Below are 25,366 nucleotides of genomic sequence, written 5' to 3'. Positions count from 1 at the left end.
AACCCTAGTGTAGATCGGCGGCTTGCCCTTGTCATCGCAGGAATTGCGACGGACAGGACAATTTTTGCGGCGGGAAGCGGCTCCTAAACGAAAGTCCCGCTCGCCGAAGGCGAACGGGACCGGAAGCTCGCGAACTCTAACGGGACTCGCCCGCGTATGCCGGGTCAGCCCTGCACCCGGGGCCGGTCCGGCTGGCATTCGGGATTCGGAACCAGTCCGAGCCGAGCCAGCTTCGTCAGATAGTAGCATTCCTCTCTCATCATGTGATCCGGCATTAACGGGCTGATCCGATCGAGCGCCTCGGCCGAGATCTCCATCGCCTCCAGCTCTCCCAGAAAGGCGACGAACAGCTTCATCTCCACGTCGACCTCCATATGGAAGCGGCGGAATGCGGGGAAGTCCTTGAGCTGCGTGCGCATATATCCGGCCATCTCGATGCTCTTCAGATAGAACTGCTGGAAGTGCTTCTCGAACCGCTGGCTCTTCTTGATCAACCGTTTCTCCACGGAATCCAGATCGCTCGCGATCGCCGACGCATGGCCGGCCGCATCCGGCAGCCATAGGAAGTCATGGTGCAGCGCGTCGAATTGCGGTACCGGCTTGCCTTCTACCAGGGCCGACAGGATACGCAGGTATTCCTCCAACTCGTTCACCATGTGATTGAGGAACGTCGGCGTAAACGCGATCATCACCTTGCCCAGGATAACCCTTCGCAGCAAATCCAGCTTAAAATCGCGAAACTTCAACGTCAGGTCGTAAGCTTGGCGGCTTATCGCGCTGACTTCCGTCTCGGCGGCCGCGCGTCGGGCTTGCTCAAGCAGTCCGTCGTACGACCGGATGAAAGCCTCCGCCGTCTGGATGTCCGTCTTCTCCGCCGGAGACAACGCGTGATAAAGAAACCGGGCGTGGTCGCCCAAAATCTGCAGCCAAAACCGATGCTCGAATAAAGGGGAATCGTTCAAGAGCGTTAGCCTCCTTCGAAACGACTCAGTACACCTTCTTCTGCTCCCGATCCGCCTTTAAGATCTCGACCGCTTCCCGGAAGCGCAGCGAATGCACGATCTCCCGCTCCCGCAGGAACCTCAGCGAATCCTGGATGTCGACGTCGTCGGTGAAGTCGATCAACCATTGGTAAGTGGCGCGGGCCTTCTCCTCTGCCGCGATGTCCTCGTACAGGTCGGCGATCGGATCGCCCTTGGCCTGGATGTACGTCGCCGTCCACGGCACGCCTCCCGCGTTCTCATAGAACAAAGCGTTGTCGTGATTGACGAAGTGAGCTCCGAGTCCCGCCGCTTCCAGCTGCTCCGGCGTCGCGTCCTTCGTTAGCTTATAGACCATTGTGGCAATCATTTCCAGATGGGCGAGTTCCTCCGTCCCGATATCCGTCAACAATCCGATCACCTTATCGGGGATCGAATATCTCTGGTTCAAGTAGCGCAATGCCGCCGACAGTTCCCCGTCCGCTCCCCCGTATTGCTCGATGAGGTACTTCGCCATTCTCGGATCGCATTTGCTCACCCGCACCGGATATTGCAGCTTTTTCTCATAGACCCACATGTTCGCTCCTCCTCATACCTGCCATGGCCATGGCGTATCGATCCACTGCCACGGATATTTGGTATAGCTATGGCCGAATTGAAGAAGAGGCCCATACTGCATCTCGAAAGCGTGGGCAAGCTGCCCTCTCTTCTGCGCGAGTTGATTGAATTGCTGAACGGCCTGCATATCCGCCGGGTGGGTGTCCAGGTACAGCGTCAGCTCCACCAGCGCGAAATCGACCATCTGAAGCTGTTCCAGCTCCGCGCGGTATTTGTCGTCTCCCGGAACCGAACGCTCCGGCTCGGATGCCGGCTCCTTGTTGTCCGAACGGTTCTTGCCGTCGTTGCGTTCGTTTCGATCCGCCCGATCGTATCGTTCGTACCGATCCTGCCGCTCTGCCATCGTTTAGCCTCCTTTGGTCGCGCGTCTCGAGGGATACGGACTATAAAGCGCCGGCCACAGGGTCCCTCTGAACAGGGCTTCGTTAAGCGGGAATTGCGGAAGATTCATCGGCTGAAAAGGGATATATTGATTGGGCGGCACCACGTATCTCTTGATCCTCATCGGCGGACAGGGGTCCAACGGACTGACGTACGGCTTCCACTCTCTCCATTGATTGTCGTACATCGGCTCTCCTCCTCGCATTCCGGGTTCGGTCGGAATAGGCACATGTTCTACGTATATGTGGAAGTTAGCCGAAACTTGTTACCTGCGCCAATTAAAAAAACGAACGCCAGTCCGCGTTCGTTTCTGCAAAAAATAGGTTATTCTTCCGAAGGAGCAGGCTCGGACGAAGACTTGAAGAGCCTTCTTTTCTCCTTGCGCGCCTCTTCTTTATCCTGCGGTTCTTCCGTTACGGCGAGCTTCTGCTTATAGATATGCACGCGCAGAACCCGGAGACGCTCGGTGTGGGCGATCTCGAATACGTAGCCGCCATGAAACCATTTCTGCCCCTTGGAGATGTTGCCCTCCAGGTTGCGGAACAGCCAGCCGCCGATGGAATCGACCTCTTCGTCGTCGATATCGAGGCCGAACAGATCGTTGATATCCTCGATCAGCATGCGCCCCTCTACCGACGTAATATCGCCTTTGGTTACGATGCTCGGAGGCTCGTTGTCGAATTCGTCGTGAATCTCGCCGACGATCTCCTCCAGAATCGTCTCGGCGGTCAGCATCCCCGCCGTGCCGCCGTATTCGTCGATCACGATGGCCAGCTGGGACTTGCGCTTCTGCATCAGCTTCAGCACCTTGCTGATCTCCATCGATTCCGGAACGCTAAGGATCGGACGCATGAATTCCCGCAGGTCGTGCTCCTCGTCGGGATCGGCCGTGAGCAGGTCGGTAATATGGATGAAGCCGATAATCTGATCCTTGTCGTCGACCGCGAGAGGGTAACGGGTATGCTTCGTCGCATAGGCGACTTTCATGTTCTCCCTCATGGATTGATTCGTGAACATGCAGTCCATATCCGTCCGGGGAAGCATAACCTCGCGAGCGACGCGGTCGGCGAATTCGAAGACGTTATCGAACAGCGTCATCTCTTCCTTGTCGATGATGCCGCTTTTCGCGCTTTCGTTCATCAGGATGCGGATTTCTTCTTCGGTGTGAACCTCATGCTCGCCCGCAGGTTGCACCCCGATCGCTCTAAGCAGCAGATTGGCCGCGCCGTTCAGCAGCCAGATCGCGGGAAGGAACACGCGATAGAACATAAGCAGAGGCCAGCTCAGCCATAGGGACACGCCTTCCGACTTCTGAATGGCGAGAGACTTCGGCGCCAGCTCTCCGAGAACGATATGCAGGAACGTAATCACGACAAAGGCGATGATAGCCGATACCGAATGGATAACCGTCTCATCGGTGACGTTCATCTGAGCCATCAAGGGCTCCACGATCAGCTCCGCGATCGCCGGCTCGCCCACCCAGCCAAGTCCGAGCGACGCGAGCGTAATCCCAAGCTGGGTAGCGGACAGATAAACGTCCAGCTTGCGGTTTACCTTAAGCGCGTATTTCGCCCTGCCGTTGCCTTCGTTGACCAGTTGGGTAAGCCGGCTCTGGCGTACCTTGACAAGCGCGAATTCGGCGGCGACAAAAAAACCGTTCAGAAACACGAGGATCAGAACGATAAGCAAATTCCAGAAGATAGAACTCCATATGAATTCCGTATGCAAAGTAGCAACTACCCCTTCAATATAGGTAATCCCGCTCCATCCTCTAGATAACCGATAGAATGACGGTTAAATCAAGGAACGGCGACGGGTAAAATCGACTTCCTTGAAGTACATATCCGATACGAGGAGATTAGGACCGCAGCATCCCGCGGAAGGGCAGTGGCAATCGACCTTCTTCTGCAGCGAATGATCCTGCCATTTGGCGAAGACGTCATCCAGCTTCTCGCTCTTGACATTGCCGAACGGCGGAATCGCCGCGAAATCCGTTACGTAAACGTCGCCGCTGAACAGGTTCACGTTCACCCGGTTACGGCCGTCCGGATCGTTGCGGACCGTGACGTTCGGTTCGGCCGCTAGCCGCTTGACCAACGCCAGCTCCCGTTCGTCGGACCCGCAAGCGAAGAACGGCAGCGTGCCGAACAGCATCCAAACGTTCGGATCCCGGCTATCGAGCAGGGAATTTATGCTGTCCATCATCTGCTCCCGCGTGATAACGGGAAGATTCGACGCGAACGAGCTCGGATACATCGGATGAACCTCGTGCCGCTGGCAGCCCATCTCCACGATGAGCTTATGGATCTCGTTCATTTTGTCGTGGGTTCTGTAATTGATCATCGATTCGGCCGACACGAAGACGCCATCATTCGACAGGCGGAGGGCGTTCTCCATCATCCGTTCGTAAAGACGCGCCGTCGCGTTCGCGCTGACGGAACGGCCGGAACGCGCGAATCCGACCTGGTGGAAGTCGGAAGCCTCCGTATAATTGAACGAGATGTGCATCACGTCCAAATAAGGAGCGATGATCTCGTAACGGGAATAATCCAACGTAACGTTGGAGTTCAGCTGCGACCGGATTCCCCGGGAACGGGCGTACTTCAGCAGCGGGAGCAGAATCTCGCGTACCGTCTCCTCGCGGAAGGTCGGTTCTCCTCCGGTTAAGCTTATGGTCTCCAATTTCTCGACTTCATCCAGTCGACGGAATATCAGATCCATCGGAAGGTGAGGCGATTCCGTCATCGTCAAGCTGTCGCCGACCGCGCAATGCTCGCAGCGCATGTTGCACAGGTGGGTGACGGTGAACTCGACGCTCGTCAGCGCGTGCCGTCCGTAACGCTGAAGCGAACGAATCGGATCCCAAGGATCGTATTCGGGCGTCAGAGGCGTCAGATCGGAAGGCGGCGCGAAGCGCGGGCGCAAGTTCGGTGCGGTAAAGCCGTGCATGGCAAGTACTCCTGTTCTCATGTCTGAATATATAGCCTATTGTACTTGTCGTATCGCGGGAAATCAAACAAAAGCCCCGGGATCGCCTATCCCGGAAGCTTCGTTTCCCCGTCTATCGGTCCGATGGACCCGCATCGATCTTCGAGATCATCACCGACAGATGCTTGGACAGATCCAGATCGTAAGGGACCTTAAGGTCGGCTCCGTTCTCGTCGGTAATCACTCGAACGATAGGGCGATGAACGCTGGCCGAGTTGATATCGACCACGATCGCCGTCTGTCCCGTGCTTAGAATCACGCTGATGCCGACCGGATAAATCGCCACCTTGTCCCGGAAAATTTTTAACATCGAGGTGTCGTACAAGGTGCCGCTTCCCGCATAGAGCGTTTCGATCGCTTGATGGGGAAGCAGCGGATCCTTATAGATGCGATGGCTCGTCATCGCGTCGTAGGAATCCACGATCCCGATCCACTTCGCGTATTCGTGAATCTCGTAACTTTTAAGTCCTCTTGGGTATCCTGTTCCGTTTAATCTCTCGTGATGTTGGTACGCGCAATGGGCCACGATCAACGGAATGTTCGGTTCGTCCTTGAGGAGGTAATACCCTCTCTCCGCGTGCCTCTTCATCTCGTCGTATTCTTCCGGAGTCAGGCGCCCCGGCTTCATCAGCACGTTCATCGAGATCTGGGTTTTGCCGATGTCGTGCAGCAGCGCCCCGAGACCTATTGTCATCAGCTCATCCGAGCCATATCCATGCGCCATGCCGAGAAGCACCGTATAGACGCATACGTTCAATGAATGCATGTAGAGGTAATGGTCGACCGTATGCATGTTCATCAGCATGATGAGAGCGTCTCTGTTGCGTTGAAGGTCGTCCAGTACGTGATGCATGAGCTGGCGCACGGTCTTGCCGACATAAGGGTAGGTCCCCGTATGGCGCTTGCCCGGGAGGTCCACCAGATCACGGAATACCGAGCGCAGCGTTTGGAGAGCCCGCCGGCTCGTCTCCTCGCTAAGCAGCTCCGGGGCTTCGATTCCTTCCGTCCGAGGGTCTTGCACGTACAGATAATGAATGCCCTTCTCGCTAAGCCTGCGCAGCAGGTTCCCCGTAAGCTCGACTCCTTCTGCCAACAGCACGATGCCCTCATCGGAATAGATCCTCTTTCCCAGCTTCATGCCGGGAAGTATCGAGGAGATCGGCATCATGCGCATTCGTAACGAGTCCCCCTCTCTTAGATGAATGGTTCGTCTTTCCTAAAATCTCCCTATGATTAATTTAAGAGATTTGGAAGATTAGTACAAGATATTTCATCGTAAAACGACACAATTCGTCATTTTCATGAAGAAAATGATCGAATTTCCGAATAAAAAAGAGCTCTCCATGATCTTCGTTCATCCCAAGACCGTAGAGAACTCTTTATATTCCGTCAAGAAGATCGCCTGTATCCATCCTACCCGATAACCGATACCGGGTGCCTTCGCAAGCGTCTGCAGTCCCGTAACGCGGACTCGTCGCGGAGCGCTTCGGCGAGGACGTCCCGGATAAATTCCGGAAGAAAATAGTTCAGCACGCGCCCTTCCTTCAGTCCGAGATAGCCGATCCCGAAAGTAAACATATCCAGCGTTCCTATCGCGTATTCGGCGTTCTCGTCCAGAGGCTCGCCGTCGACGATGACGCTGACGACCTTCTCCCGGGGCGGCTTCGACTCGTCGATCACCCATTCGATTCCGTCCACGCTTAACGTTCCTAGAACGCGGCCGCGGAAGCCGAAGCCTTGAAATTCGAAGCCGATGAACTCGGGAAGCAGGCTCTCCTCGAGCGCCTCTTTAAGACGAGAGCCTTTCAGCAAAATCAGGCAGGGATTGATGGGAGAAGGGCAGACGGAATGGACGTCCAGCTCGGTGACGGGACCTGCCGGGAACCCCCCGAGCAGCTGTCCCGAATTGACCAGCCCGATCCGCGCCCCCGTCGCGCGGCGGACCGCGGCGGCGAGCAAGGTTCCAAGCGGAGACTCCTTGTCCTCGCGCAGGTCCAGCGGCTCCGCCAGCGTCGCGATCGTGCCGCTCATGGCGGCGATAGCCCGCTTCCTGTATTCCTCGATGAGACCGGCCGCGGCCGGATCGGCCGGGTAAGCTTCGGTCGGATCGGCGCTTCCCTCGATCCGAAGGGCTCCGCTGGCGGAATCCCTGCGGACCGTTACCGTTCCGACGTACCTTCCGAACTTGCCTGCCGCGCAGATCATGGTATTCCCGACTCTTAGCGGCACTTCGAGCAGATGATGGGTATGGGCTCCGAGTATGAGGTCGATCCCATCGACAGACGAGGCCATTCGCTCGTCGTGCTTAAGTCCGAGATGAGAGAGAACCACGACGAGATCCGCCTGTCGCCTCAGCTCCGGAACATATCGTTCCGCCGCCTGAAGGGGATCGGTCGCCGTCCATCCCAAGAGCTCGTAGAAGTCCCCGAACGCGGCGGTGAGCCCGAGGAGGGCGACTCTCAAGCCCGCTCTCTCGATAATCGCGTAGGGCTTCATCCATTCCGGATGGGTTCCCGTCCCGGTTACGATCAAATTGGCGCAGACGACCGGATACGGTGCCCCCGCGAACAGCTCGTCAAGCTGCTCCCTCGTGTAGGACAAGCCTTCGTTGTTGCCCATGCCGACCGCATCGTACTCCAGATAATCGAGAAGCGCGCGGTTGGCGCCGCCGTTCGTTCCTTCCGTTTCCATGCGGGCCCTATCCAGGAAGTCGCCGCAATCCAAGAGCAGAAGATCGTCCGACGGGCATCTTTCCTTTATTTCACGTATATAAGCCGCTATTCGAAATGCTTCTTCGAAATGGCTATGAATATCATTCGTATGGATCAAGGTCAACGTGCCTGTGCTATCGCTCATCTCAACCTCCTGCAAGCGCCCGTCGGGCTGCTTGCTTCCCATTCTATGACGTGAATAAGCGGCTTACCCTCCGATTTGAGACATTCTCCGGTCCGTCGGAACGTGGGATTGAGCCTCTCCGGCCAGCAGCGCCGCCATCTCGTGGTTCTCCGGCTTGATATCCATCGCCCGAAGGAACAAGCGGTCCATCGCTTCCTTGGAACCGAGCGCCGGCCGAACGTTCAGCTCGTCCATCCAATAGAGGCAGGGCTTGATATTGCCGTCGGCGGTCAGCCGAAGCCGATTGCAGCTCTTGCAGAAATGGTCGCTGATCGGATGGATCAAGCCGAAGGTGCCGGCTCCGCCCCGGATGCGCCAATTCTCGGAAGGCCCGCTTCCCTGCGGCGCTTCGGAATCGGCCGAATCTACGATGAAGCCCTGCGCGGCCGCAACTTCGAGAACGCGATTTAACGGCAGGTAATGGTTTCTCCAGCCGGCATCGTCATGGCCGATCGGCATATATTCGATAAATCGGATATGAAGGGGCTGCTCGTAGGACATTTTGAGGAATTCCGCGATTTCATCCTCGTTGATGCCCTTCAGCAGCACGCAATTCAGCTTGATGGGAGTCAGGCCTGCCTTCGCTGCCGCCTCGACGCCTTCCATCACCTTTCTCAGCTCGCCTCTTCTGGCGATAAATCGGAACCGGGACGGATCGAGCGTATCCAAACTGATGTTCACCCGGTTCAGGCCCGCCTCCTTCAGTTTCTGGGCTTGCGAGGCGAGAAGCAGCCCGTTGGTCGTCAGGGCGATCTCCTTGATTCCATCAATCGCGGAGAGCTTGCCGATCAACTGGTCGAGATTCGGCCGGACAAGCGGTTCGCCTCCCGTGATTCTCAGCTTGGAGATTCCCAGCCCGGCTGCCGTCTCCACGACCTCGGCGATCTCGTCGAAGCTAAGGAGCTTGCTTTGGTCCATGAACGTCATGCCTTCTTCGGGCATGCAATATAGACAACGCAGATTGCATCGGTCCGTCACCGAAATCCGCAAGTAGGTATGTTTTCTCCCGTATCTGTCGATCAATTCCCGCATGTCTACCCCTCCTCGAGCCATCCTAGAGACACGGCTATCCTCTTCCTAGCATAACATTTTCGCACTCGTTATGGTATGCTTGTGTTAGGAAATCTCCCTAACGGAATGGAAGGACGGGCACGAGCATGCAGATGTGGAAAATCACCTTGTTCGCAGGACTGGCCGAGCGTCTTCAGACGAGATCCCTCAGCCTAGAATATGCGGAAGAGACGCTGACGGCGGCGGAACTGAAGGATCGGCTGAAGCGGCTTTATCCCGAGCACGCGGAGCTGATCGCCGTCTCGTTCATGGCATGCAACCAGACGTTCGCCGGCGACGAAGCCGAGCTTCGGGCTACCGACGAGCTCGCATTGCTGCCTCCGGTATCGGGCGGGTCGGGCGCCGAAGAAGTCCCCTCGCCGGGCGGGACGGAAGGCGAGCGTTATTCGATCACCGAGGAAGTTCTCCGGGCGGACGCGGTACAACGCCTTGTCGCCCACCCCGATCATGGCGCTTTGCTTTTATTCATAGGAACGACAAGGGAATGGACGGCCGGATCTCGAACGATGACGCTCGAGTACGAGGCCTACGTTCCCATGGCCCTTCAGTCGATGAAGGCGATCGGTGACGAGATCGCCGAGCGCTGGCCGGGCTCGCTGGTCTCGATCCATCATCGCATCGGGCGCGTCGATATCGGCGAAGCGAGCGTCATCATCGGCGTATCCTCCGCTCACCGGGCCGACGCTTACTCGGCGAGCCGGTATGCGATCGATCGGTTGAAGCAGACCGTTCCGATCTGGAAGAAAGAAGTATACGAGGACGGCACGGAATGGAAGGGGCATCAGTTGGGGCCTTGGAATCCTCTCGCCCCCCTCGAATGAAGACTTAGGCCTAATCGAATCCTAGACGCAAACGATAAGGAGCTATTCCCTCGATCATCGGTCGAATCGAAGGAATAGCTCTTTGTCAGTCCGGAAGCACTCTCTTCGCGAAGAGGAACGTTCTCGCCCAATAAGGCTTGTCGATCGGCGTGATCTGAACTCCGTCCTCCGGCTTCGGGCTGGCGTGAATCATGTTGCCGTCGCCCATGTAGATGGTGACGTGTCCCACCGTTTCGTCGCTCTTGAACCGGCCCGGAACGAAGAAGTACATAAGGTCTCCCTTCTTCAGGTTTTCGCGGGATACCGTTCTTCCCAGCTCGGCTTGATCCCTTGCGACGCGGGGCATCGAGACGCCATGCTTGCCGTATAGCAGCTGGACGAAGGACGAACAATCGAATTTGCCCGTATCCGAGTACTCTCCGGCTCCAAAGTCGTATTTGACACCCAAATACTTCTTGGCTTCCGAGATCAGCTCGTCTGCTTCCTGGCTGCTTGAGCCGGAATGGGCTCTTATGCCGGCGCTCGTACCGTTATTGGGGCCGACGCCGCTATTGGGACTCGTCCCAGTATTGGAGCCGATGCCGTCATTGGGGCCTATGCCGTTAATGGAGCCCGTGCCGTCGTTGGCGCTTGAGCCTCCGTAACTCAAACCTCCGCCGCCCAAGCTTCCCCCGCCCAAGCCCCCGTCTCCTAAGCCGCCGTCTCCCGAAAGGCTGCCGCCGGCATCCAATCCATGAAGGCCTTGGGATTGGGCCGCTTCGCGCGGGCTAACCGCCTGCGACCTGATTCCTTTACCGAGAATCTGGTCCGTAACCGGGTAGAAAGAAACCGTCTTCGAATCCGCCCGGAAGGCCGCTACGTCGCCGAACAGCTTTTGAAGCCCGCGCACCGGCACGTAAAGGCGATTGCTCTCCTGAATCGTCGGAGCCGGCAGCTCGATCTTGTCGTCTCCTTTCTGGACCGTGCTGGCTCCGGGCTTGAATTTCCAAGCGGCGTCGTTGTCGCCGATTCCGTAATGCCCGTCATTCAGCCATTTGGCGTGAAAGCCTATCGCCCTGGCCACATCTCCAAGCGCGACATATTCGGTGTTCTGGATCGTCTTCACGTTAACGATGCTGGGCGAGCTCTGCTCCTCGACCCGGGTCTGTTCCAGCGTCTTCACTTTGACCGGGCCGGAATACTTGTGCAGGCTGCCTTGGGTATCCCCCGGGTTGCTTGCGCAGCCCGAAGCTCCCGCCGCCATTGTCAGAACGAGGGCGGCAAGCGCCGCGCGGCTCGTTGCTCGTTTGATTGTACCCACCTTGTCCCTCTCCTTAGCTCGCCTATTTCATATCCTCCAGATAGAATGGTTTGCTCCCTTTGAATTTATCCAGAAGCGCGACCGGAACGGGAAGGAGGCAGGGTTGCTGGAACTTTTAAGCATGTTTCACGTATAATTGTTAAACCATTACCCATTGCAAAGGAGTATTTCGAGTGGGAACGATAACGGACGGCGGCGGTTTCTTTGGCGGGATTATTTTGTTTTTCTTTCTCTTTTCCGTCTTGCTTTTTATCCTCCACATCGCCATTTGCGTGTGGGCCTATCGAGATGCATTAAAGAAGGGCAGAAGCCAAGAGTTTGCCCTCCTTATCTTAATCGGTCTCTTTTTCTTCCCCGTTCTCGGACTGATCGTGTACCTGCTTATTCGCAACGACAATGGTTCGAGGTATCGATATTAACAAGAAAAAACCTTCGCGACTGCCCGCCCCCAGGCGAGAGTTGCGAAGGTTTTTGCGTTGAGTGAGAGGATTAGCCGATCGAGCCTTCCATCTCGAACTTGATGAGGCGATTCATCTCGACCGCGTATTCCATCGGCAGTTCCTTCGTGAACGGCTCGATGAAGCCCATGACGATCATCTGAGTCGCTTCGGCTTCGGACAGGCCGCGGCTCATCAGGTAGAAGAGCTGGTCTTCGGATACCTTGGATACGGTCGCCTCGTGCTCGAGCGTCACGTTGTCGTTCATGATCTCGTTGTACGGGATCGTGTCGGACGTCGATTGGTTATCGAGAATGAGCGTGTCGCACTTTATGTTCGACTTCGCCCCTTCCGCGTTGCGTCCGAACGACGCGATGCCGCGATACGTTACCTTGCCGCCGTGCTTCGAGATCGACTTCGATACGATCGTCGAGGTGGTGTCCGGCGCCAGGTGAAGCATCTTCGCTCCGGCGTCTTGGTGCTGGCCCTTGCCGGCGACGGCGATGGAGAGAACCATGCCCTTCGCTCCGCGTCCCTTCAGGACGACGGCCGGATACTTCATCGTCAGCTTGGAGCCGATGTTGCCGTCGACCCACTCCATCGTCGCGTTCTCTTCCGCGACGGCGCGCTTCGTCACGAGGTTGTAGATGTTCGGCGCCCAGTTCTGGATCGTCGTATAGCGGACGCGTGCGTCCTTCTTGACGATGATCTCGACCACGGCGCTGTGCAACGAGTTGGTGCTGTAGACCGGAGCCGTACAGCCTTCGACGTAGTGCACGAAGCTGCCTTCGTCGGCGATGATGAGCGTGCGCTCGAATTGGCCCATGTTCTCCGAGTTGATCCGGAAGTAAGCCTGCAGCGGAATTTCGCACTTGACGCCCTTCGGCACGTAGATGAAGCTGCCGCCGGACCATACGGCGCTGTTCAGCGCGGCGAACTTGTTGTCCGCGGCCGGTACGACCGTCGCGAAGTATTCCTTGAACAGCTCGGGATATTCGCGAAGCGCGGAGTCGGTATCCATGAAGATAACGCCTTGCTTCTCGAGATCCTCTTGCATGTTGTGGTAAACGACTTCCGATTCGTACTGGGCGGAGACGCCGGCCAGGAACTTCTGCTCGGCCTCCGGAATCCCCAGCTTATCGAAGGTAGCCTTAATCTCTTCCGGAACTTCCTCCCACGTCTTGCCTTGCTTCTCGGACGGCTTGACGTAGTATTGAATGTCGTCGAAGTCCAGTTCGTCAAGGTTGCCTCCCCAACGGGGAAGCTTCATCTTGTTGAACTGCTCCAGCGACTTCAGTCGGAAATTCAGCATCCATTCCGGTTCGCCCTTCATCTCCGAGATCGTGCGAACGATCTCCGGAGTCAGCCCCTTACCGGATTGGAAAATGGCTTTGTGCTCGTCGCGGAAGCCATATTTATATTCTTCCAAATCTGGCATTTGCTTTGCCATGACGATCATCCTCCTTCTGTTCTAGTTTAGTTATTGTTCGATCCCTTCATGCTCGCCTTGGCCGCTCTCGACGCCCTTGCGCAGAGCGTTCCACGACAGGGTCGCGCACTTGATGCGGGCCGGGAATTTATTGACGCCGGCCAATGCATCGATGTCCTCGTACTCTTCGAACTCGGTTTCTTCGCCCTTCATGAGCGAAGAGAACTTGTCTGCCAGAGAGAGAGCCTCGGCGGTCGTCCTGCCCTTGACCGCGTCGGTCATCATCGAAGCCGAAGCCATGCTGATGGAGCAGCCTTCTCCCGTGAACTTGGCGTTCTTCACGATGCCGTCCTCGATATTCAGCTGAAGGCTGATCCGGTCTCCGCAGGTCGGGTTGTTCAGGTTGACTGTTACCGAACCGTCCTCCAGAGCTCCGCGATTGCGGGGGTTCTTATAATGATCCATGATGACGCGGCGGTAAAGATCATCTAACGGGTTCATAGCCGAAAAACTCCTTTGTCTTCAGTAGCGCTTCGGCGAGACGGTCCACGTCTTGTTCGGTATTGTACAGGTAAAAGCTTGCCCTTGCCGTAGCGCTCTGCTCCAGCCACTTCATCAGAGGCTGGCAGCAATGATGTCCGGCGCGGATGGCGATGCCCTCGGTGTCGAGCACCGTCGCCACGTCATGCGGATGAACGTCTCCCAGGTTAAACGTCACGAGTCCGACCCGCTTGTCGGCCGGCGGCCCGTAGATCGAGATGCCGTCGATCGCCGACAGGCGTTCGTAAGCGTACTTCGCGAGCTTCTTCTCGTGGCGGTCGATATTGTCGAGGCCGACGCTCTCGAGGAAGTCGATCGCCGCCGCGAGTCCGACGGCTCCCGCGATGATCGGAGTTCCCCCTTCGAACTTCCAGGGAATCTCCTTCCACGTGGAGTCTTGAAGACCCACGAAGTCGATCATCTCGCCTCCGAACTCCATCGGTTCCGTCTTCTCAAGCAGAGACGCCTTCCCGTACAGAGCGCCGATTCCGGTCGGCCCGCACATCTTATGGCCGGAGAACGCATAGAAATCAACATCGAGCGCCTTCAGGTCGACCTTCAGGTGCGGAGTGCTCTGAGCGCCGTCGACGACGATAATCGCTCCGTTCTTGTGGGCGATCTCCGCGATCTTGGCGATCGGGTTGACCGTCCCCAGAACATTGGATACATAAGCGATGGAGACGATCTTCGTCTTCTCCGTCACCGTGCTCTCGATGTCGGCCAGCGAGAGCGTACCGTCCGGCTGCAGCGGGATATACTTCAGAGTCGCCCCCGTCGCCTTGGCGGCCTGCTGCCACGGAATGATGTTGCTGTGATGCTCCATATGGGTGATGACGATCTCGTCGCCCGGCTTCAATACTTGGCGGGCATAACCATGCGCCACCAGGTTGAGTCCGGTCGTCGTGCCGCGCGTGAAGACGATCTCCCTGGGCGCGGCGTTCAGGAACCGGGCTACCTTCTCGCGGGCGCCTTCGTAAGCGTCCGTTGCGCGCGAGCCTAGCGTGTGCACGCCGCGGTGCACGTTCGCGTTATCCCATTCGTAATAGCGTTTGACCGCTTCGATGACGCTCCGCGGCTTCTGGGAAGTCGCCGCGTTGTCCAGATAGACGAGCGGGTGACCGTTAACGTCCTGATGCAGTATCGGGAACTCGGCTTTGAGCGCGATCGGATCCATTTACCCCAGCTTCCTTTCGAGAATGCGTTGCAGCTGCTCGCGGACTCCCTCGACCGGAATCTCGGAGACGACCGGATCCAAGAACCCGTGGATGATGAGTCGTTCCGCTTCCTCGCGGGAGATGCCGCGCGACATCAGGTAATACACCTGCTCCGCATTGACCTGGCCTACGCTCGCGGCGTGGCCGGCTTTGACGTCGTCTTCGTCGATAAGAAGAATCGGGTTGGCGTCGCCGCGGGCCTTAGGGCTCAGCATCAGAACCTTCTCGGTCTGCTGGCCGTTCGCCTTCGTCGCGCCCTTCTCGATCTTCGTAATGCCGTTGATGATGGCAGTCGCTTCGTTCTTCATCACGGCGCGGGTGATCATGTCGCTCTCGGAGGACAGACCGTAGTGAACCGCGCGCGTCGTGATGCTCATGCGTTGGGAGCCCGTTCCGACGGAGATGATCTTCGCGTCGGAAGTGGAGCCGTTGCCCTTCAGGATCGACTTCGTGTCGACCAGCGTGTTGCCGTCGTGCAGCTCGCCGACGATCCATTCGATGCGGGCATCCTTATCCAGAATGGCGCGACGGTAGGTCACGTCGATCGCCGTGCTGTCCAGATGATGGACGGATGCGTAGCGGACGCTCGCGCCCGGCTTCGCGAATACTTCAACCGCCGCATTATGAAGCAGCGTCGCCGAAGGATTCTCGCCCAGCTCGGAGAACGTGTGCTCGACGAACGTCACCTGGCTGTTCGCATCGGCGACGACCAGTATATGGGGAACGAACGTCGCTTCCGCGTCGTCCGCGAACAGAATCGCTTGAATCGGCTCTTCGATGACGACGCCGCGCGGCACGTAGAGGAACACGCCGCCGTTCCAGAGAGCCGCGTGCTGAGCGGAGAGCTTGTGCTCGTCGCGGGCATAAGCGGTCATCAAGTGGGCGCGAACGAGTTCTTCGTGCGAGCGAGCGGCTTCTTCCAGGCTGGTCAGAACGACGCCCTTCGCCTTCAGCTCGTCGGACAGACGGGTGTAGACGACGGAAGAATTATGTTGAACGATTAGGGCGTCGACGTCCTGTTCAGGAAGCTGAGCCGTAATCGTTGCCGGCAGATCCGCCTTTGCGGCGACGGCCGCGCCGGGGCGATGCGCGCCTTGAACATCCAGCGTCCAGCGCTGAATCGGCGTCTTCTCCGGCTGCGGAAGCTCCAAGGTGGACGCCCATTCGCCGGCTTCCTCGCGCCAAGCCACGAGCCAAGCGGGCTCGTTCTTGCTGCGGGACAACGCAGCCGCGGCCTCGCGGCTAAAAGAGGTGGTCGGTGTACTCATGATTGCTAGCCTCCCTTATCCTCTTAGGCCTGGCCGACCGTCTCGTCGACGATGCCCAGTTCTTCTTTGACCCAATCGTAGCCTTCGGCTTCCAGACGCTCGGCGAGCTCGGGACCTCCGGACTTCACGATACGGCCCTGCATCATGACGTGAACGAAGTCAGGCTTGATATAGTTAAGCAGACGTTGGTAGTGGGTGATGATCAGGAAGCTGCGCTCCGAGGAACGCATCGCGTTCACGCCGGCCGCGACGATCTTCAGCGCGTCGATATCGAGGCCGGAGTCGATCTCGTCGAGAATGACGAGCTTCGGGTCGAGCATCATCATCTGCAGAATTTCGTTCCGCTTCTTCTCGCCGCCGGAGAAGCCTTCGTTCAGATAGCGGTGCATGAACTCCGGATTCATCTCGAGTTCCTTCATCTTGCCTTCCATCAGGCGAACGAACTTGATCAGGGAGATCTCGTTGCCTTCGCCGCGGCGGGCGTTGATCGCGCTGCGCAGGAAGTCGGCGTTCGTGACGCCCGTGATTTCGCTAGGATATTGCATGGCGAGGAACAGTCCCGCGAGCGCTCGCTCGTCGACGCCCATCTCCAGAACGTCCGCTCCTTCGAGCAGAACCTCGCCGTCCGTCACTTCGTACTTAGGATGTCCCATAATGGAAGAAGCAAGAGTGGACTTACCGGTGCCGTTAGGTCCCATGATGGCATGGACTTGGCCGCCGTCGATCTTCAGGTCGAGGCCTTTCAGAATTTCTTTACCTTCAATGGCCGATCTCAGGCCACGGATTTCGAACAAGCTGGACATATCTTTTCCCTCCAGGTGATGAGGACTCCAAAGTCGCTGCGGTTGACCGCTTGCGGCAGGCCTAAAGCTGCTCGGGCGACAAAATCAACGCTTGGTTCATCCTTATTTATAATTATTTTAATTTGATTCTCACTGATTCTCAACCTACATTTTATGAAAATCCGATGAAAAACGCAAACGAAACGATATTGCGCGTGATTTCGATCACAGACATCGACCGTTCGACTTGGCTAAAATCCTTGAATGGCTCGTTTAACGGCGGTTTTTCGCTCCTCGAACGTCTCCTCGTCCAGAACGGGGATTCCCCGCAGCTCCGGAACCGGATCCTCGAACCGCAGCCAGGACTTGCAGCCGCCATAGCTCGTCTTCATCGGAACGAGCACGGGCTCTTCCAAACGGTACATCCGAAGCACCAATACGTGGAGCGGCTTCGTTCTTTTCCACTTCAACCGCTCTTCCGCGTATTCCTCCGTCCATATATGCAGGTCGCCCAGACGGGACAGCGTCCCGGCATCCGTCACCTCGATGTCTTCCTCGACCTCGGCGTACGAAGCGATCCTCACCGCTCCCGGATGAGCTTCCGCCTCCGCGATCGAAGCGTCGATTCCCTCTCTGGATTCCGGCTTCACCAGCTCCGGCCGCTGATGCTCGTAAGATGGGAATAAATAAAAACGAGGGCTCTCCAAGCGGAATTCCTTCGTCTCCTCCGCTATGCCGCCCTTGCGTAGCACGATGATCTGCCGGCCGCTCTCCAACGCGTCCACGGCGACCGCCCACTCCCGAAGCGCTATCTCCCGTTGCATTCCCGCGTCTCTCCTTCCTTTCTCTATATTCGGATTATAACATAACGGTTATTGCTGGATGAAATGTTCCGCTTCCCTTATAATAATAGAATAAATTCAGGCACGGCCTTGACCGACCGCGGAAAGGCACAGCCCTGGAGATGCCGTTCGTCTCCTTGCTGTGTCTTTTTTCTGAGTGCGGCCCCGCGGCTTTTAACCGCCGAGCGGTTGCCTAATCCTGTCTGCAATCCTGCGACTGGGTAAGGACAAGCAAGTTGACCTTTACTGGAGGTAGAACAGAATGAGCCAATATCATCCTTTAACCGAAGCGGAAGCGATCGAGATCGCCCGCACGATCAATGAAGTTTTCCCGACGGGAGAAGAGCTTGTCTCCAAGGAGATCGGGGACGGCAACCTGAATCTTGTCTTCCATATTACGCAGCCCGCGACCGGCGCCAGCCTTATCGTGAAGCAAGCTCTGCCTTACGCGAAGGTAGTCGGCGAATCGTGGCCCCTGTCCCTGGACCGCGCCCGCATCGAGAGCGAGGCTCTCGTTAAGCAGGGAGAGCTCGCCCCCGGCCTCGCTCCCCGCGTTTACAAGACCGACAACGAGCTGGCCCTGACGATCATGGAAGATCTGAGCGACCATGTCATCATGCGCAAGGGACTGATCGAAGGAGGGGTTTATCCGAAGTTCGCGGAGCATATCTCGGAATTTATCGCGCGCACCCTCTTCTTCACCTCCGACCTGGGCATGAACCAGCAGGAGAAGAAACGGCTCGTGGAGAGCTTCATCAACCCGGACCTGTGCAAAATTACCGAAGACCTGATTTTCGAGGATCCCTACTACGATTCACCGAACAACAACATCGAAGCTCACCTTCGCGACGCGGCCGAAGCGATCTGGGCGGACGAAGAGCTGAAGCTGGAGGTCGCCTTCCTGCGCGAGAAGTTCCTGACGAACGCGCAGGCGCTGCTTCACGGGGACCTTCATACGGGCAGCATCTTCGTCACCCCGGATTCCACGAAGGTGATCGATCCGGAATTCGCCTACTACGGACCGATGGGCTTCGATATCGGAGCCGTGTTCGCCAACCTGCTGCTGAACTACGCTTCCCAAGAGCACTGGAGCGCGGACGAAGCCGCTCGCCGCGACCGCCGGGCTTACCTTCTGAACACTATCCGCGACATCTGGACCCTGTTCGAAGCGAAATTCCGCAAGCTGTGGAACGAGCACGGGGCCGACCGCGTCTTCCGTGCGCCCGGCTATCAAGACAGCTATCTGTCGAGGCTGCTTCAGGATACGGTCGGCTTCGCGGGGGCGAAGACCGTCCGGCGAATCTACGGCCTCTCCCACGTTGCCGACATCGACTCCATTCCGGACGCGGGAGCCCGCGAGCGCGCCCAACGGCTGGCCTTGTCCATCGGCACTTCCCTCATCAAGCACAACCGCAAAGCGGTTTCGATCGAGGATCTTCTGGACATCGCTTCGGCGGCGGTCGCCAAGTAATCGACCGAATCGGATATTCGCAATCCGCACGGGGAAAATATCGCATCGGCCGGACGGCGTTCCGGCATAACGAGAGGAGTTACGCAGCATGATCGAGCATGGAGGTTCCGCCGCTTCGAAGGTATTGCAATCGGTCCGTTGGGCGGATGGAGTATTGGATTTATTGGATCAACGGCTTCTGCCCGAGCAGACCGTTTACCTGAAGCTGACCACGCCGCAGGACGTATGGGAAGCGATTCGCGAGCTGAAGGTGCGCGGAGCTCCGGCTATCGGCATCTCCGCCGCTTACGGCGTCGTGCTCGGCATTCAAGGTTTCGAAGGAACGGCATCGGAGCTCGCCGAAGAAGCGAAGCGCCATGCGGAGTACCTCGCCACTTCGAGACCGACGGCCGTCAATCTGTTCTGGGCGCTCGATCGCATGACGGCGAAGGCGGCTTCTCTTTCGGAAGCAGGCGCTTCCGCCCCGCATGCCAAGGACGAGCTGCTTAAGGAAGCCCGACTCATTCAGTCGGAGGACGAAGAGACGAACCGTCTTATCGGCGAGCATGCCCTGACGCTGTTCCAAGACGGCATGGGCGTGCTGACGCACTGCAACGCCGGCGGCCTCGCGACCTCCAAATACGGCACCGCGCTCGCTCCGTTCTACCTCGCCCTCGAGCAAGGCATATCGCTTAAAGTGTTCGCGGACGAGACCCGCCCCGTGCTGCAAGGCGCGCGGCTTACGGCCTTCGAGCTTCAGCAGGCCGGAGTCGACGTGACGCTGATCACGGACAACATGGCGGCCCACGTCATGTCCAAGGGCTGGGTCCAAGCCGTTATCGTCGGAACGGATCGCGTAGCGGCCAACGGCGACGTCGCGAACAAGATCGGAACCTACGGGGTGGCCGTACTGGCCAAGGCGCACGGCATTCCGTTCTATGTAGCTTGTCCGATGTCCACCATCGACTTGACTACCGCGACCGGAGCCGAGATCCCGATCGAGGAGCGCCATTCGGACGAGGTCACGAATGCCTTCGGGCGCCGGACGGCGCCTGAAGGGGTGAAGGTGTACAACCCTGCCTTCGACGTTACTCCGAGCGAGCTGGTGACCGCCATCATTACCGAGAAGGGAATCGTTCGCGCTCCGTACGAGACTAACCTTAAGGCTTTGTTTAATAAGTAAACCTATGCGGCGATGGTTCAGGAGGCGGCATGTCCCCGGGCTATCGCCGCTATGGCGTCGTATCCCTTCATTCCGGGCACGATGCCAAGCTCCCGCGCGGTATCGGTAACGGATTCGAGCGGAGACTCGAGCAGTTGGTCGAACGTGCGCACGCCGACGGCGCGGCCCGCGATGATTTTGCGCTCCTTGAGCCGCGTGTTGAGAAGCTCTACGTCCAGCGCTCCGCACATGATATAGCCGTCGTTTATCGTGATTGCAAGAAGGGTGGTTCCCGGCAGCAGGACTTCTACGCCTACCGCGATATGGCCTTCCACTTCGATCGGAACGAGTCTCATCATCGATGATCGCCTCCCCATGGAGATAACGAAGGTAACAACAAGCACTGACAGTAGTCCATTCGAACCATACTATGCCGGATCCACTCATAAGGTCCTATTTTCCAAATGGGCATTCACCCAATTAGTACTATTTGAACCAATCGAAACATGATATATTATTGCTAACGGTATCCTTGCTGATATCTGAATGATGCTTTGAACTCGGGGGATTGGATCAGCCATGACAAAAAACAAAGCTTCGGCAGACGGTTCATACCTCTTCCAAGTCGACATCTTGGTCCGGGCACCGAGCAACGGCATCGCCATGGAGAAGCTGCTTCACCTTCTGAACGAAGGCGAATTGGAAGACTACCGAATCGTATCCGGAGTGCAGCTTGGGGAGACGATCCAGCAGGAGCTTGACTCCACGGACCGCCCCAGCCCGATACTGACGGACAGTCTCGACGCTAAAATAAGAGGATTTATTCAATCGAACAAGCTGATCCGGGTCAATCTGAACCGCGGCAAGGGCGTCAAGCAATCCATGCCCTGCCGGGTCGTCAACTTCGATCCGGAACAGATGCTGCTCACGCTCTATCATGTGGATGAGAAGAGAGTCTACTCCGTCTACATGTACGAGATCGACGACTTCATTGAGTAGAGCAAACAAAGGCCGAACCTTAAGACACCTTAAGGTTCGGCCTTTGCCGTTCATATCGAGAAGAAAGAGGCGTTCGTATCCGGTTGGCTGTTCCGGTAAAGAAGACTTTCGATCCCCGCCTTCGGAAGCGGAGGGCTGCCGTAATAGCCTTGCATCTCGTCGCAGCCGTGCTTGCGAAGGAATCGAACCTGCTCGATCGTCTCCACCCCTTCGGCGATCACCTGAAGCTGCAAATTGTGGGCCATCGCGATGATCGCCGCCACGATCGCGGCGTCGCTCGGATCCTGCTGTATGTCCCTTACGAAGGAACGATCGATCTTGAGGCATCCGATCGGAAAGTTGCGCAGATAATGGAAGGAGCTGTAGCCCGTTCCGAAGTCGTCGATGCTGATGCCTACGCCAAGCCGCGCCAATTGCTCGAGGAACGACGTCGCCCGCTCCACGTCCATCGTCATGCTCTCCGTGATCTCCAGCTCCAGGTACTTCGGGTCCAGGCCCGTCGCCTCCAGCACGCCGGCAATCTTCCCGATCAGGTCGCGACGGGAGAATTGGCGGACCGATAAATTCACGGATACGGGAATCGGGGCCAGGCCGGCTTCCTGCCATTCCTTGTTCTGGCGGCAAGCTTCCTCGAGCACCCATTCCCCAAGCGGAACGATGATTCCGCTATCCTCCGCGGCCGGAATGAATTCCCCCGGCGGAACGAGCCCGCGAGTCGGATGATGCCAGCGCACGAGCGCTTCCATCCCGACGATCCGGCCCGTGGCCAGATCGTACTGCGGCTGATAGTGAAGCAGGAATTCATTGTTCTGCAGAGCCTTCATCAGTTCATGATGCAGCTTGAGGCGGTGAAGAGCTTGCTGATCGATGTCCGACGTATATTGGTGGTAGTCGTTGCGGCCGTTCTCCTTCGCCTTGTTCAAAGCGGTATCCGCCTTCTTCAGTAGAGACCCGGCGTCGTCTTCCGTCCCTTCGCCGATCTTGATGCCGATGCTCACCGACACCTGAATGGGGGATTCTCCGAGCAGGAAGGGCTCGTCGAACAGGCTCATCAGGCTGCGCATCCGATTCGAGATGTCCTCGTCGCCGTCCACGTCCAGCAGAATGCCGGCGAACTCGTCCCCCTCCATTCGGGCAAGATCCCCTTCCCCCTGGAAAAACTGGGTGAGCCTCGCCGCGATGAGCAGCAGGAGCATATCGCCGGTTTCTCTTCCGTACGAAGCATTCACAAGCTTAAAGTGATCGACGTCCAGATAACAGACCGCGAGCCTGCTTCCCTGCTCGTTCGACTCCTGCAGCCGGTTCTGCAGATACTCCAGGAATAAGCGGCGGTTGGGCAGCCCCGTCATGTCGTCGTAATGCGCCAAGTAGTGATTGCGTTTAAGCGATCTCTTATGCTGGGTGACATCCTGCATCACCAGGACCGCGCCCATAACCTCGGTATCGCGAAGAATCCGGGTCAACGTTACGTTCAGATCGACCGCATGCCCCGATTTATGTACGATTCGAATGTCTTCCGCGACATTCTCGCCTTGAAGCGCGCGCCTTAAGGCTTGAACGCCCGCTTCATACGATGAAGGATCCAGCCATTTCGCGAACGATTCGCCGATCATCTCCGCTTTGGAGAATCCGAAGAAATCGTTGGAATCCTGATTCAAGTCGAGCAAGCGCCCATCGCTGCTCAAGACGGCTATCGTGATCGGACCGTTGTATATCGAGTTTAGAAGCTCGAGCTGATAAGACGTTCTGTCGGACCATCCGTTCACTAGGCTACGTCCTTCCTCCCGTCCGGGAAACATGACAAATGATGTATGATATTCATTATATAACAAAATTCGACATTTATGAACTCATTCCGTTTTGCGGGCGCCGAGGATCGCGCAGATCCAACCGGCGATGAACGAGGCTCCGCCGAGCGGGGTGATCGGACCGAAGAAGGTTAACCCGGTCAGCGACAAGCCGTACAGGCTCCCCGAGAACAGAATGACGCCAACGACAAGAAGCCTTCCCGCCCAAAGCAGGTTTTTGCCGGAACCGAAGCGGTCTCCCAGCAGAGCGACCAGCAGAATGCCGAGGCCGTGATACATCTGATAGCGCACCCCGGTTTCGAACGTCTTCAAATCGTCCTCGGAGATCCTCTCCTCCAGCATATGGGCGCCGAACGCCCCGAGTACGACGGCCAGAAGCGCAACGAAAGCGCCGATCATCGCATATTTCCTTACCAATGGGAATCCTCCTTTTGACACGATTCATGTTGAACTGCTCTCATCATACCCTTTTCCGCGGCGCCGCGCTATGAACGATTTGGGACAAATTGCTTGCTCGAAACTCTCTGACCGATGATCGGAATCACAGAAAAAAAGAATGCGATAGAACAAGCCGCTCAAGCGACATGCACCACCGCATCCTTAGGAGACTATTCGACTTTAGGTCCCGCTTGGACGATCTCGGGCGGCAGCTCCGGCTCGTACCTCTTGAAATTATCCGCGAAGCGTTTGGCCAGCGCCGTCGCGCAGACGTCGTAATCGGCCGGATCGGACCACGTTCGGCGAGGATTCAGCACCTCCGCGGGAACTCCCGGAACTTCCGCCGGAATGTCGAGGCCGAAGATCGGATCCCGCCCGAAGGGCGCATCTTCCAACGTTCCGTCGATCGCCGCCGCAATCATTTTTCTCGTATGCGCTAGCTTCATTCGCTTGCCCGTGCCGTAAGCTCCGCCGGTCCAGCCCGTATTCACCAAGTAAACTTTGGCGTCGTGCTCTTCGATTCGGCGCCCTAGCATCTCCGCGTATACGCTCGGGTATAAAGGAAGGAAAGGAGCCCCGAAGCAGGCGGAGAACGTAGCCTCGGGCTCCGTCACCCCTCTTTCCGTCCCCGCCAGCTTGGAGGTATATCCCGATAAGAAATAGTACATCGCTTGAGCTTTGGTTAACCTGGAGATCGGCGGAAGCACGCCGAAAGCGTCGGCCGTCAGGAATAGAATGACCTTCGGGTGCCCGGCCCGGCCGGAGGCGACCGCGCCCGGGATATATTCCAACGGATAGGCGGCGCGCGTGTTCTCCGTTATCGCATTGTCGCGGTAGTCCGCTTTGCGCGAAAGGGGATCGACGGCCACGTTCTCCAGGACGGCGCCGTACCGGATGGCGTTCCAAATCTGCGGCTCGCTCTCCTCCGAGAGACCGATGCATTTGGCGTAGCAGCCTCCCTCGAAATTAAAGATTCCCCGGTCGGACCACCCGTGCTCGTCATCCCCGATCAAATGCCGTTCCGGATCGGCGGAGAGGGTCGTTTTCCCCGTGCCGGATAATCCGAAGAACAGCGCGACGTCCCCCTTCTCGCCCACGTTGGCAGAGCAGTGCATGGGGAGAATGCCCTTCAGCGGCAGCAGATAATTCAGGACGCTGAAGATGGATTTCTTCATCTCCCCCGCATATTCCGTACCGCCGATCAGAACGACTCTCTTCTCGAAGGAAATGATGATGAAGGTCTCGGATTGGGTGCCGTCCGTCAGCGGGTCTGCTTTAAAGCCGGGAAGCGAGATCACTTCGAAATCCGGCTGGCGTGTGATCGGCGCTTCGCCGGACGGACGGATAAACAATTGGCGGGCAAACAAATTGTGCCAGGCATATTCATTGACGACGCGAATCGCCAAGCGATGCTCCTCACCCGCGCCCGCATAGCCGTCGAACACGAATAAATCCCGCTCCTCCATGTAATTCAGAGCTTTGCGGTACAGCCCCTCGAACCGCTCCGGCGAGATCGGCTGATTGACGGTCCCCCATTGAATATGGCTAATGACCGATGGCTCGCGAACGATATACTTGTCCTTCGGCGAACGTCCCGTATACTTGCCTGTGCTCACCTGCAGAGCGCCCGCGGAGGTCAGCACGCCCTCCTTCCTGGCAAGAGCGGCTTCTATTAATTGCGGTACGGAAAGATTGGAATGGATCGTAAACTGCTTCAATACTACGTTCTCCACTCTGGAACCTCCTACGCTCAATGTGCGTTACATTTTCTATATGTGACTCATTTATGAACACATTGTACATCACAATTCCATTTGGAACATAATTTATATTTATTTGTGGTGTAATATAAAATTTTTATCGCCTATTGTGAAAATTCCGCTAGTTTCGGGTAGAAGGGGACCGCTAGATTTGGACTTATTTCGTTCACATAACCGCTCACC

At 57.2% G+C, this 25,366-nt stretch carries 25 protein-coding genes; 5 read left to right on the top strand and 20 right to left on the bottom strand.

The window, feature by feature from the left end:
* Window positions 1-164 precede the first annotated feature (164 nt).
* From H7B67_RS06965 to moaA, 9 genes are all read right to left on the bottom strand, one after another.
* Complete coding sequence (locus tag H7B67_RS06965) at window positions 165-962, bottom strand: DUF2935 domain-containing protein (protein WP_185119058.1); 798 nt, start codon at window positions 960-962, stop codon at window positions 165-167.
* A 25-nt stretch (window positions 963-987) separates the two neighbouring features.
* Window positions 988-1,557 (bottom strand): manganese catalase family protein, encoded by a 570-nt coding sequence (locus tag H7B67_RS06960; RefSeq protein ID WP_185119057.1) that lies wholly within the window; start codon window positions 1,555-1,557, stop codon window positions 988-990.
* Window positions 1,558-1,569: 12 nt separating this feature from the next.
* Window positions 1,570-1,797 (bottom strand): spore coat protein CotJB, encoded by a 228-nt coding sequence (locus H7B67_RS30775; protein WP_281067802.1) that lies wholly within the window; start codon window positions 1,795-1,797, stop codon window positions 1,570-1,572.
* A 147-nt stretch (window positions 1,798-1,944) separates the two neighbouring features.
* Window positions 1,945-2,166, bottom strand: coding sequence for a spore coat associated protein CotJA (locus H7B67_RS06950; protein WP_185119055.1), 222 nt, complete (start codon window positions 2,164-2,166; stop codon window positions 1,945-1,947).
* Window positions 2,167-2,303: 137 nt separating this feature from the next.
* Complete coding sequence (locus H7B67_RS06945) at window positions 2,304-3,707, bottom strand: hemolysin family protein (protein WP_185119054.1); 1,404 nt, start codon at window positions 3,705-3,707, stop codon at window positions 2,304-2,306.
* Between the two features lie 66 nt (window positions 3,708-3,773).
* Window positions 3,774-4,928 carry a radical SAM/CxCxxxxC motif protein YfkAB gene (gene yfkAB, locus H7B67_RS06940; protein ID WP_185119053.1) on the bottom strand — a complete coding sequence of 385 codons (1,155 nt, stop codon included), beginning with the start codon at window positions 4,926-4,928 and terminating at the stop codon, window positions 3,774-3,776.
* 112 nt (window positions 4,929-5,040) lie between these two features.
* Complete coding sequence (locus H7B67_RS06935) at window positions 5,041-6,141, bottom strand: HD-GYP domain-containing protein (RefSeq protein WP_185119052.1); 1,101 nt, start codon at window positions 6,139-6,141, stop codon at window positions 5,041-5,043.
* Between the two features lie 239 nt (window positions 6,142-6,380).
* Entirely contained in the window at window positions 6,381-7,823 is a 1,443-nt protein-coding gene (locus tag H7B67_RS06930) for a bifunctional metallophosphatase/5'-nucleotidase (RefSeq protein WP_245363255.1), read from the bottom strand.
* A 63-nt stretch (window positions 7,824-7,886) separates the two neighbouring features.
* Window positions 7,887-8,894, bottom strand: coding sequence for a GTP 3',8-cyclase MoaA (gene moaA / locus H7B67_RS06925; RefSeq protein WP_185119051.1), 1,008 nt, complete (start codon window positions 8,892-8,894; stop codon window positions 7,887-7,889).
* A gap of 125 nt (window positions 8,895-9,019) precedes the next feature.
* On the opposite strand from moaA, the gene H7B67_RS06920 reads away from it, so the two are divergent.
* Window positions 9,020-9,754 (top strand): molybdenum cofactor biosynthesis protein, encoded by a 735-nt coding sequence (locus H7B67_RS06920; protein WP_185119050.1) that lies wholly within the window; start codon window positions 9,020-9,022, stop codon window positions 9,752-9,754.
* An 85-nt stretch (window positions 9,755-9,839) separates the two neighbouring features.
* Here the strand turns inward: H7B67_RS06920 and H7B67_RS06915 are convergent, their stop codons facing one another.
* A complete protein-coding gene (locus tag H7B67_RS06915; protein WP_342592391.1) occupies window positions 9,840-11,054 on the bottom strand; it encodes a C40 family peptidase in 1,215 nt (404 codons plus the stop codon).
* A gap of 173 nt (window positions 11,055-11,227) precedes the next feature.
* Here H7B67_RS06915 and H7B67_RS06910 point away from each other — a divergent pair, with 173 nt between their 5' ends.
* On the top strand, window positions 11,228-11,473 hold the full coding sequence (locus H7B67_RS06910; protein WP_425353882.1) for a PLD nuclease N-terminal domain-containing protein: 246 nt from the start codon (window positions 11,228-11,230) through the stop codon (window positions 11,471-11,473).
* A gap of 70 nt (window positions 11,474-11,543) precedes the next feature.
* Here the strand turns inward: H7B67_RS06910 and sufB are convergent, their stop codons facing one another.
* The 6 genes from sufB to H7B67_RS06880 all read right to left on the bottom strand — a co-directional run bounded on the left by sufB (window position 11,544) and on the right by H7B67_RS06880 (window position 17,548).
* Window positions 11,544-12,941 carry a Fe-S cluster assembly protein SufB gene (sufB, locus tag H7B67_RS06905; RefSeq protein WP_185119049.1) on the bottom strand — a complete coding sequence of 466 codons (1,398 nt, stop codon included), beginning with the start codon at window positions 12,939-12,941 and terminating at the stop codon, window positions 11,544-11,546.
* A gap of 30 nt (window positions 12,942-12,971) precedes the next feature.
* Window positions 12,972-13,421, bottom strand: coding sequence for a Fe-S cluster assembly sulfur transfer protein SufU (sufU, locus tag H7B67_RS06900; RefSeq protein WP_185119048.1), 450 nt, complete (start codon window positions 13,419-13,421; stop codon window positions 12,972-12,974).
* Entirely contained in the window at window positions 13,405-14,634 is a 1,230-nt protein-coding gene (locus H7B67_RS06895) for a cysteine desulfurase (RefSeq protein WP_185119047.1), read from the bottom strand. The genes sufU and H7B67_RS06895 overlap by 17 nt, the downstream gene beginning before the upstream one ends.
* Window positions 14,635-15,942, bottom strand: a complete 1,308-nt coding sequence (gene sufD, locus H7B67_RS06890; protein WP_185119046.1) for a Fe-S cluster assembly protein SufD — start codon at window positions 15,940-15,942, stop codon at window positions 14,635-14,637.
* 23 nt (window positions 15,943-15,965) lie between these two features.
* Window positions 15,966-16,745 carry a Fe-S cluster assembly ATPase SufC gene (sufC, locus tag H7B67_RS06885; RefSeq protein ID WP_185119045.1) on the bottom strand — a complete coding sequence of 260 codons (780 nt, stop codon included), beginning with the start codon at window positions 16,743-16,745 and terminating at the stop codon, window positions 15,966-15,968.
* A gap of 230 nt (window positions 16,746-16,975) precedes the next feature.
* The gene (locus tag H7B67_RS06880; protein WP_185119044.1) at window positions 16,976-17,548 is read right to left on the bottom strand and encodes a DUF1802 family protein; all 573 of its coding nucleotides are present in this window, start codon (window positions 17,546-17,548) and stop codon (window positions 16,976-16,978) included.
* A gap of 280 nt (window positions 17,549-17,828) precedes the next feature.
* Here H7B67_RS06880 and mtnK point away from each other — a divergent pair, with 280 nt between their 5' ends.
* Together mtnK and mtnA are read left to right on the top strand one after the other, a co-directional pair.
* Window positions 17,829-19,037 (top strand): S-methyl-5-thioribose kinase, encoded by a 1,209-nt coding sequence (gene mtnK / locus H7B67_RS06875; protein WP_185119043.1) that lies wholly within the window; start codon window positions 17,829-17,831, stop codon window positions 19,035-19,037.
* 88 nt (window positions 19,038-19,125) lie between these two features.
* A complete protein-coding gene (mtnA, locus tag H7B67_RS06870; protein ID WP_185119042.1) occupies window positions 19,126-20,199 on the top strand; it encodes an S-methyl-5-thioribose-1-phosphate isomerase in 1,074 nt (357 codons plus the stop codon).
* Between the two features lie 17 nt (window positions 20,200-20,216).
* On the opposite strand, the gene H7B67_RS06865 is transcribed toward mtnA, so the two are convergent.
* Entirely contained in the window at window positions 20,217-20,537 is a 321-nt protein-coding gene (locus H7B67_RS06865; RefSeq protein ID WP_185119041.1) for a YunC family protein, read from the bottom strand.
* A gap of 220 nt (window positions 20,538-20,757) precedes the next feature.
* Between H7B67_RS06865 and H7B67_RS06860 the strand changes: the two genes are divergently transcribed.
* The gene (locus tag H7B67_RS06860) at window positions 20,758-21,177 is read left to right on the top strand and encodes a hypothetical protein (RefSeq protein ID WP_185119040.1); all 420 of its coding nucleotides are present in this window, start codon (window positions 20,758-20,760) and stop codon (window positions 21,175-21,177) included.
* A gap of 50 nt (window positions 21,178-21,227) precedes the next feature.
* Here H7B67_RS06860 and H7B67_RS06855 read toward each other — a convergent pair whose 3' ends face one another.
* The 3 genes from H7B67_RS06855 to pckA form a co-directional block, all read right to left on the bottom strand.
* Entirely contained in the window at window positions 21,228-22,943 is a 1,716-nt protein-coding gene (locus H7B67_RS06855) for an EAL domain-containing protein (RefSeq protein ID WP_185119039.1), read from the bottom strand.
* Between the two features lie 84 nt (window positions 22,944-23,027).
* A complete protein-coding gene (locus tag H7B67_RS06850) occupies window positions 23,028-23,402 on the bottom strand; it encodes a DUF423 domain-containing protein (protein ID WP_185119038.1) in 375 nt (124 codons plus the stop codon).
* Between the two features lie 191 nt (window positions 23,403-23,593).
* A complete protein-coding gene (gene pckA / locus H7B67_RS06845) occupies window positions 23,594-25,156 on the bottom strand; it encodes a phosphoenolpyruvate carboxykinase (ATP) (protein WP_342592390.1) in 1,563 nt (520 codons plus the stop codon).
* Between the last annotated feature and the right edge of the window lie 210 nt (window positions 25,157-25,366).

The sequence above is a fragment of the Cohnella thailandensis genome (genome assembly GCF_014212135.1).
In the GTDB taxonomy this organism is placed as follows: Bacteria; Bacillota; Bacilli; order Paenibacillales; family Paenibacillaceae; genus Cohnella; species Cohnella thailandensis.
This window is presented reverse-complemented; position numbering and strand designations above follow the sequence as displayed.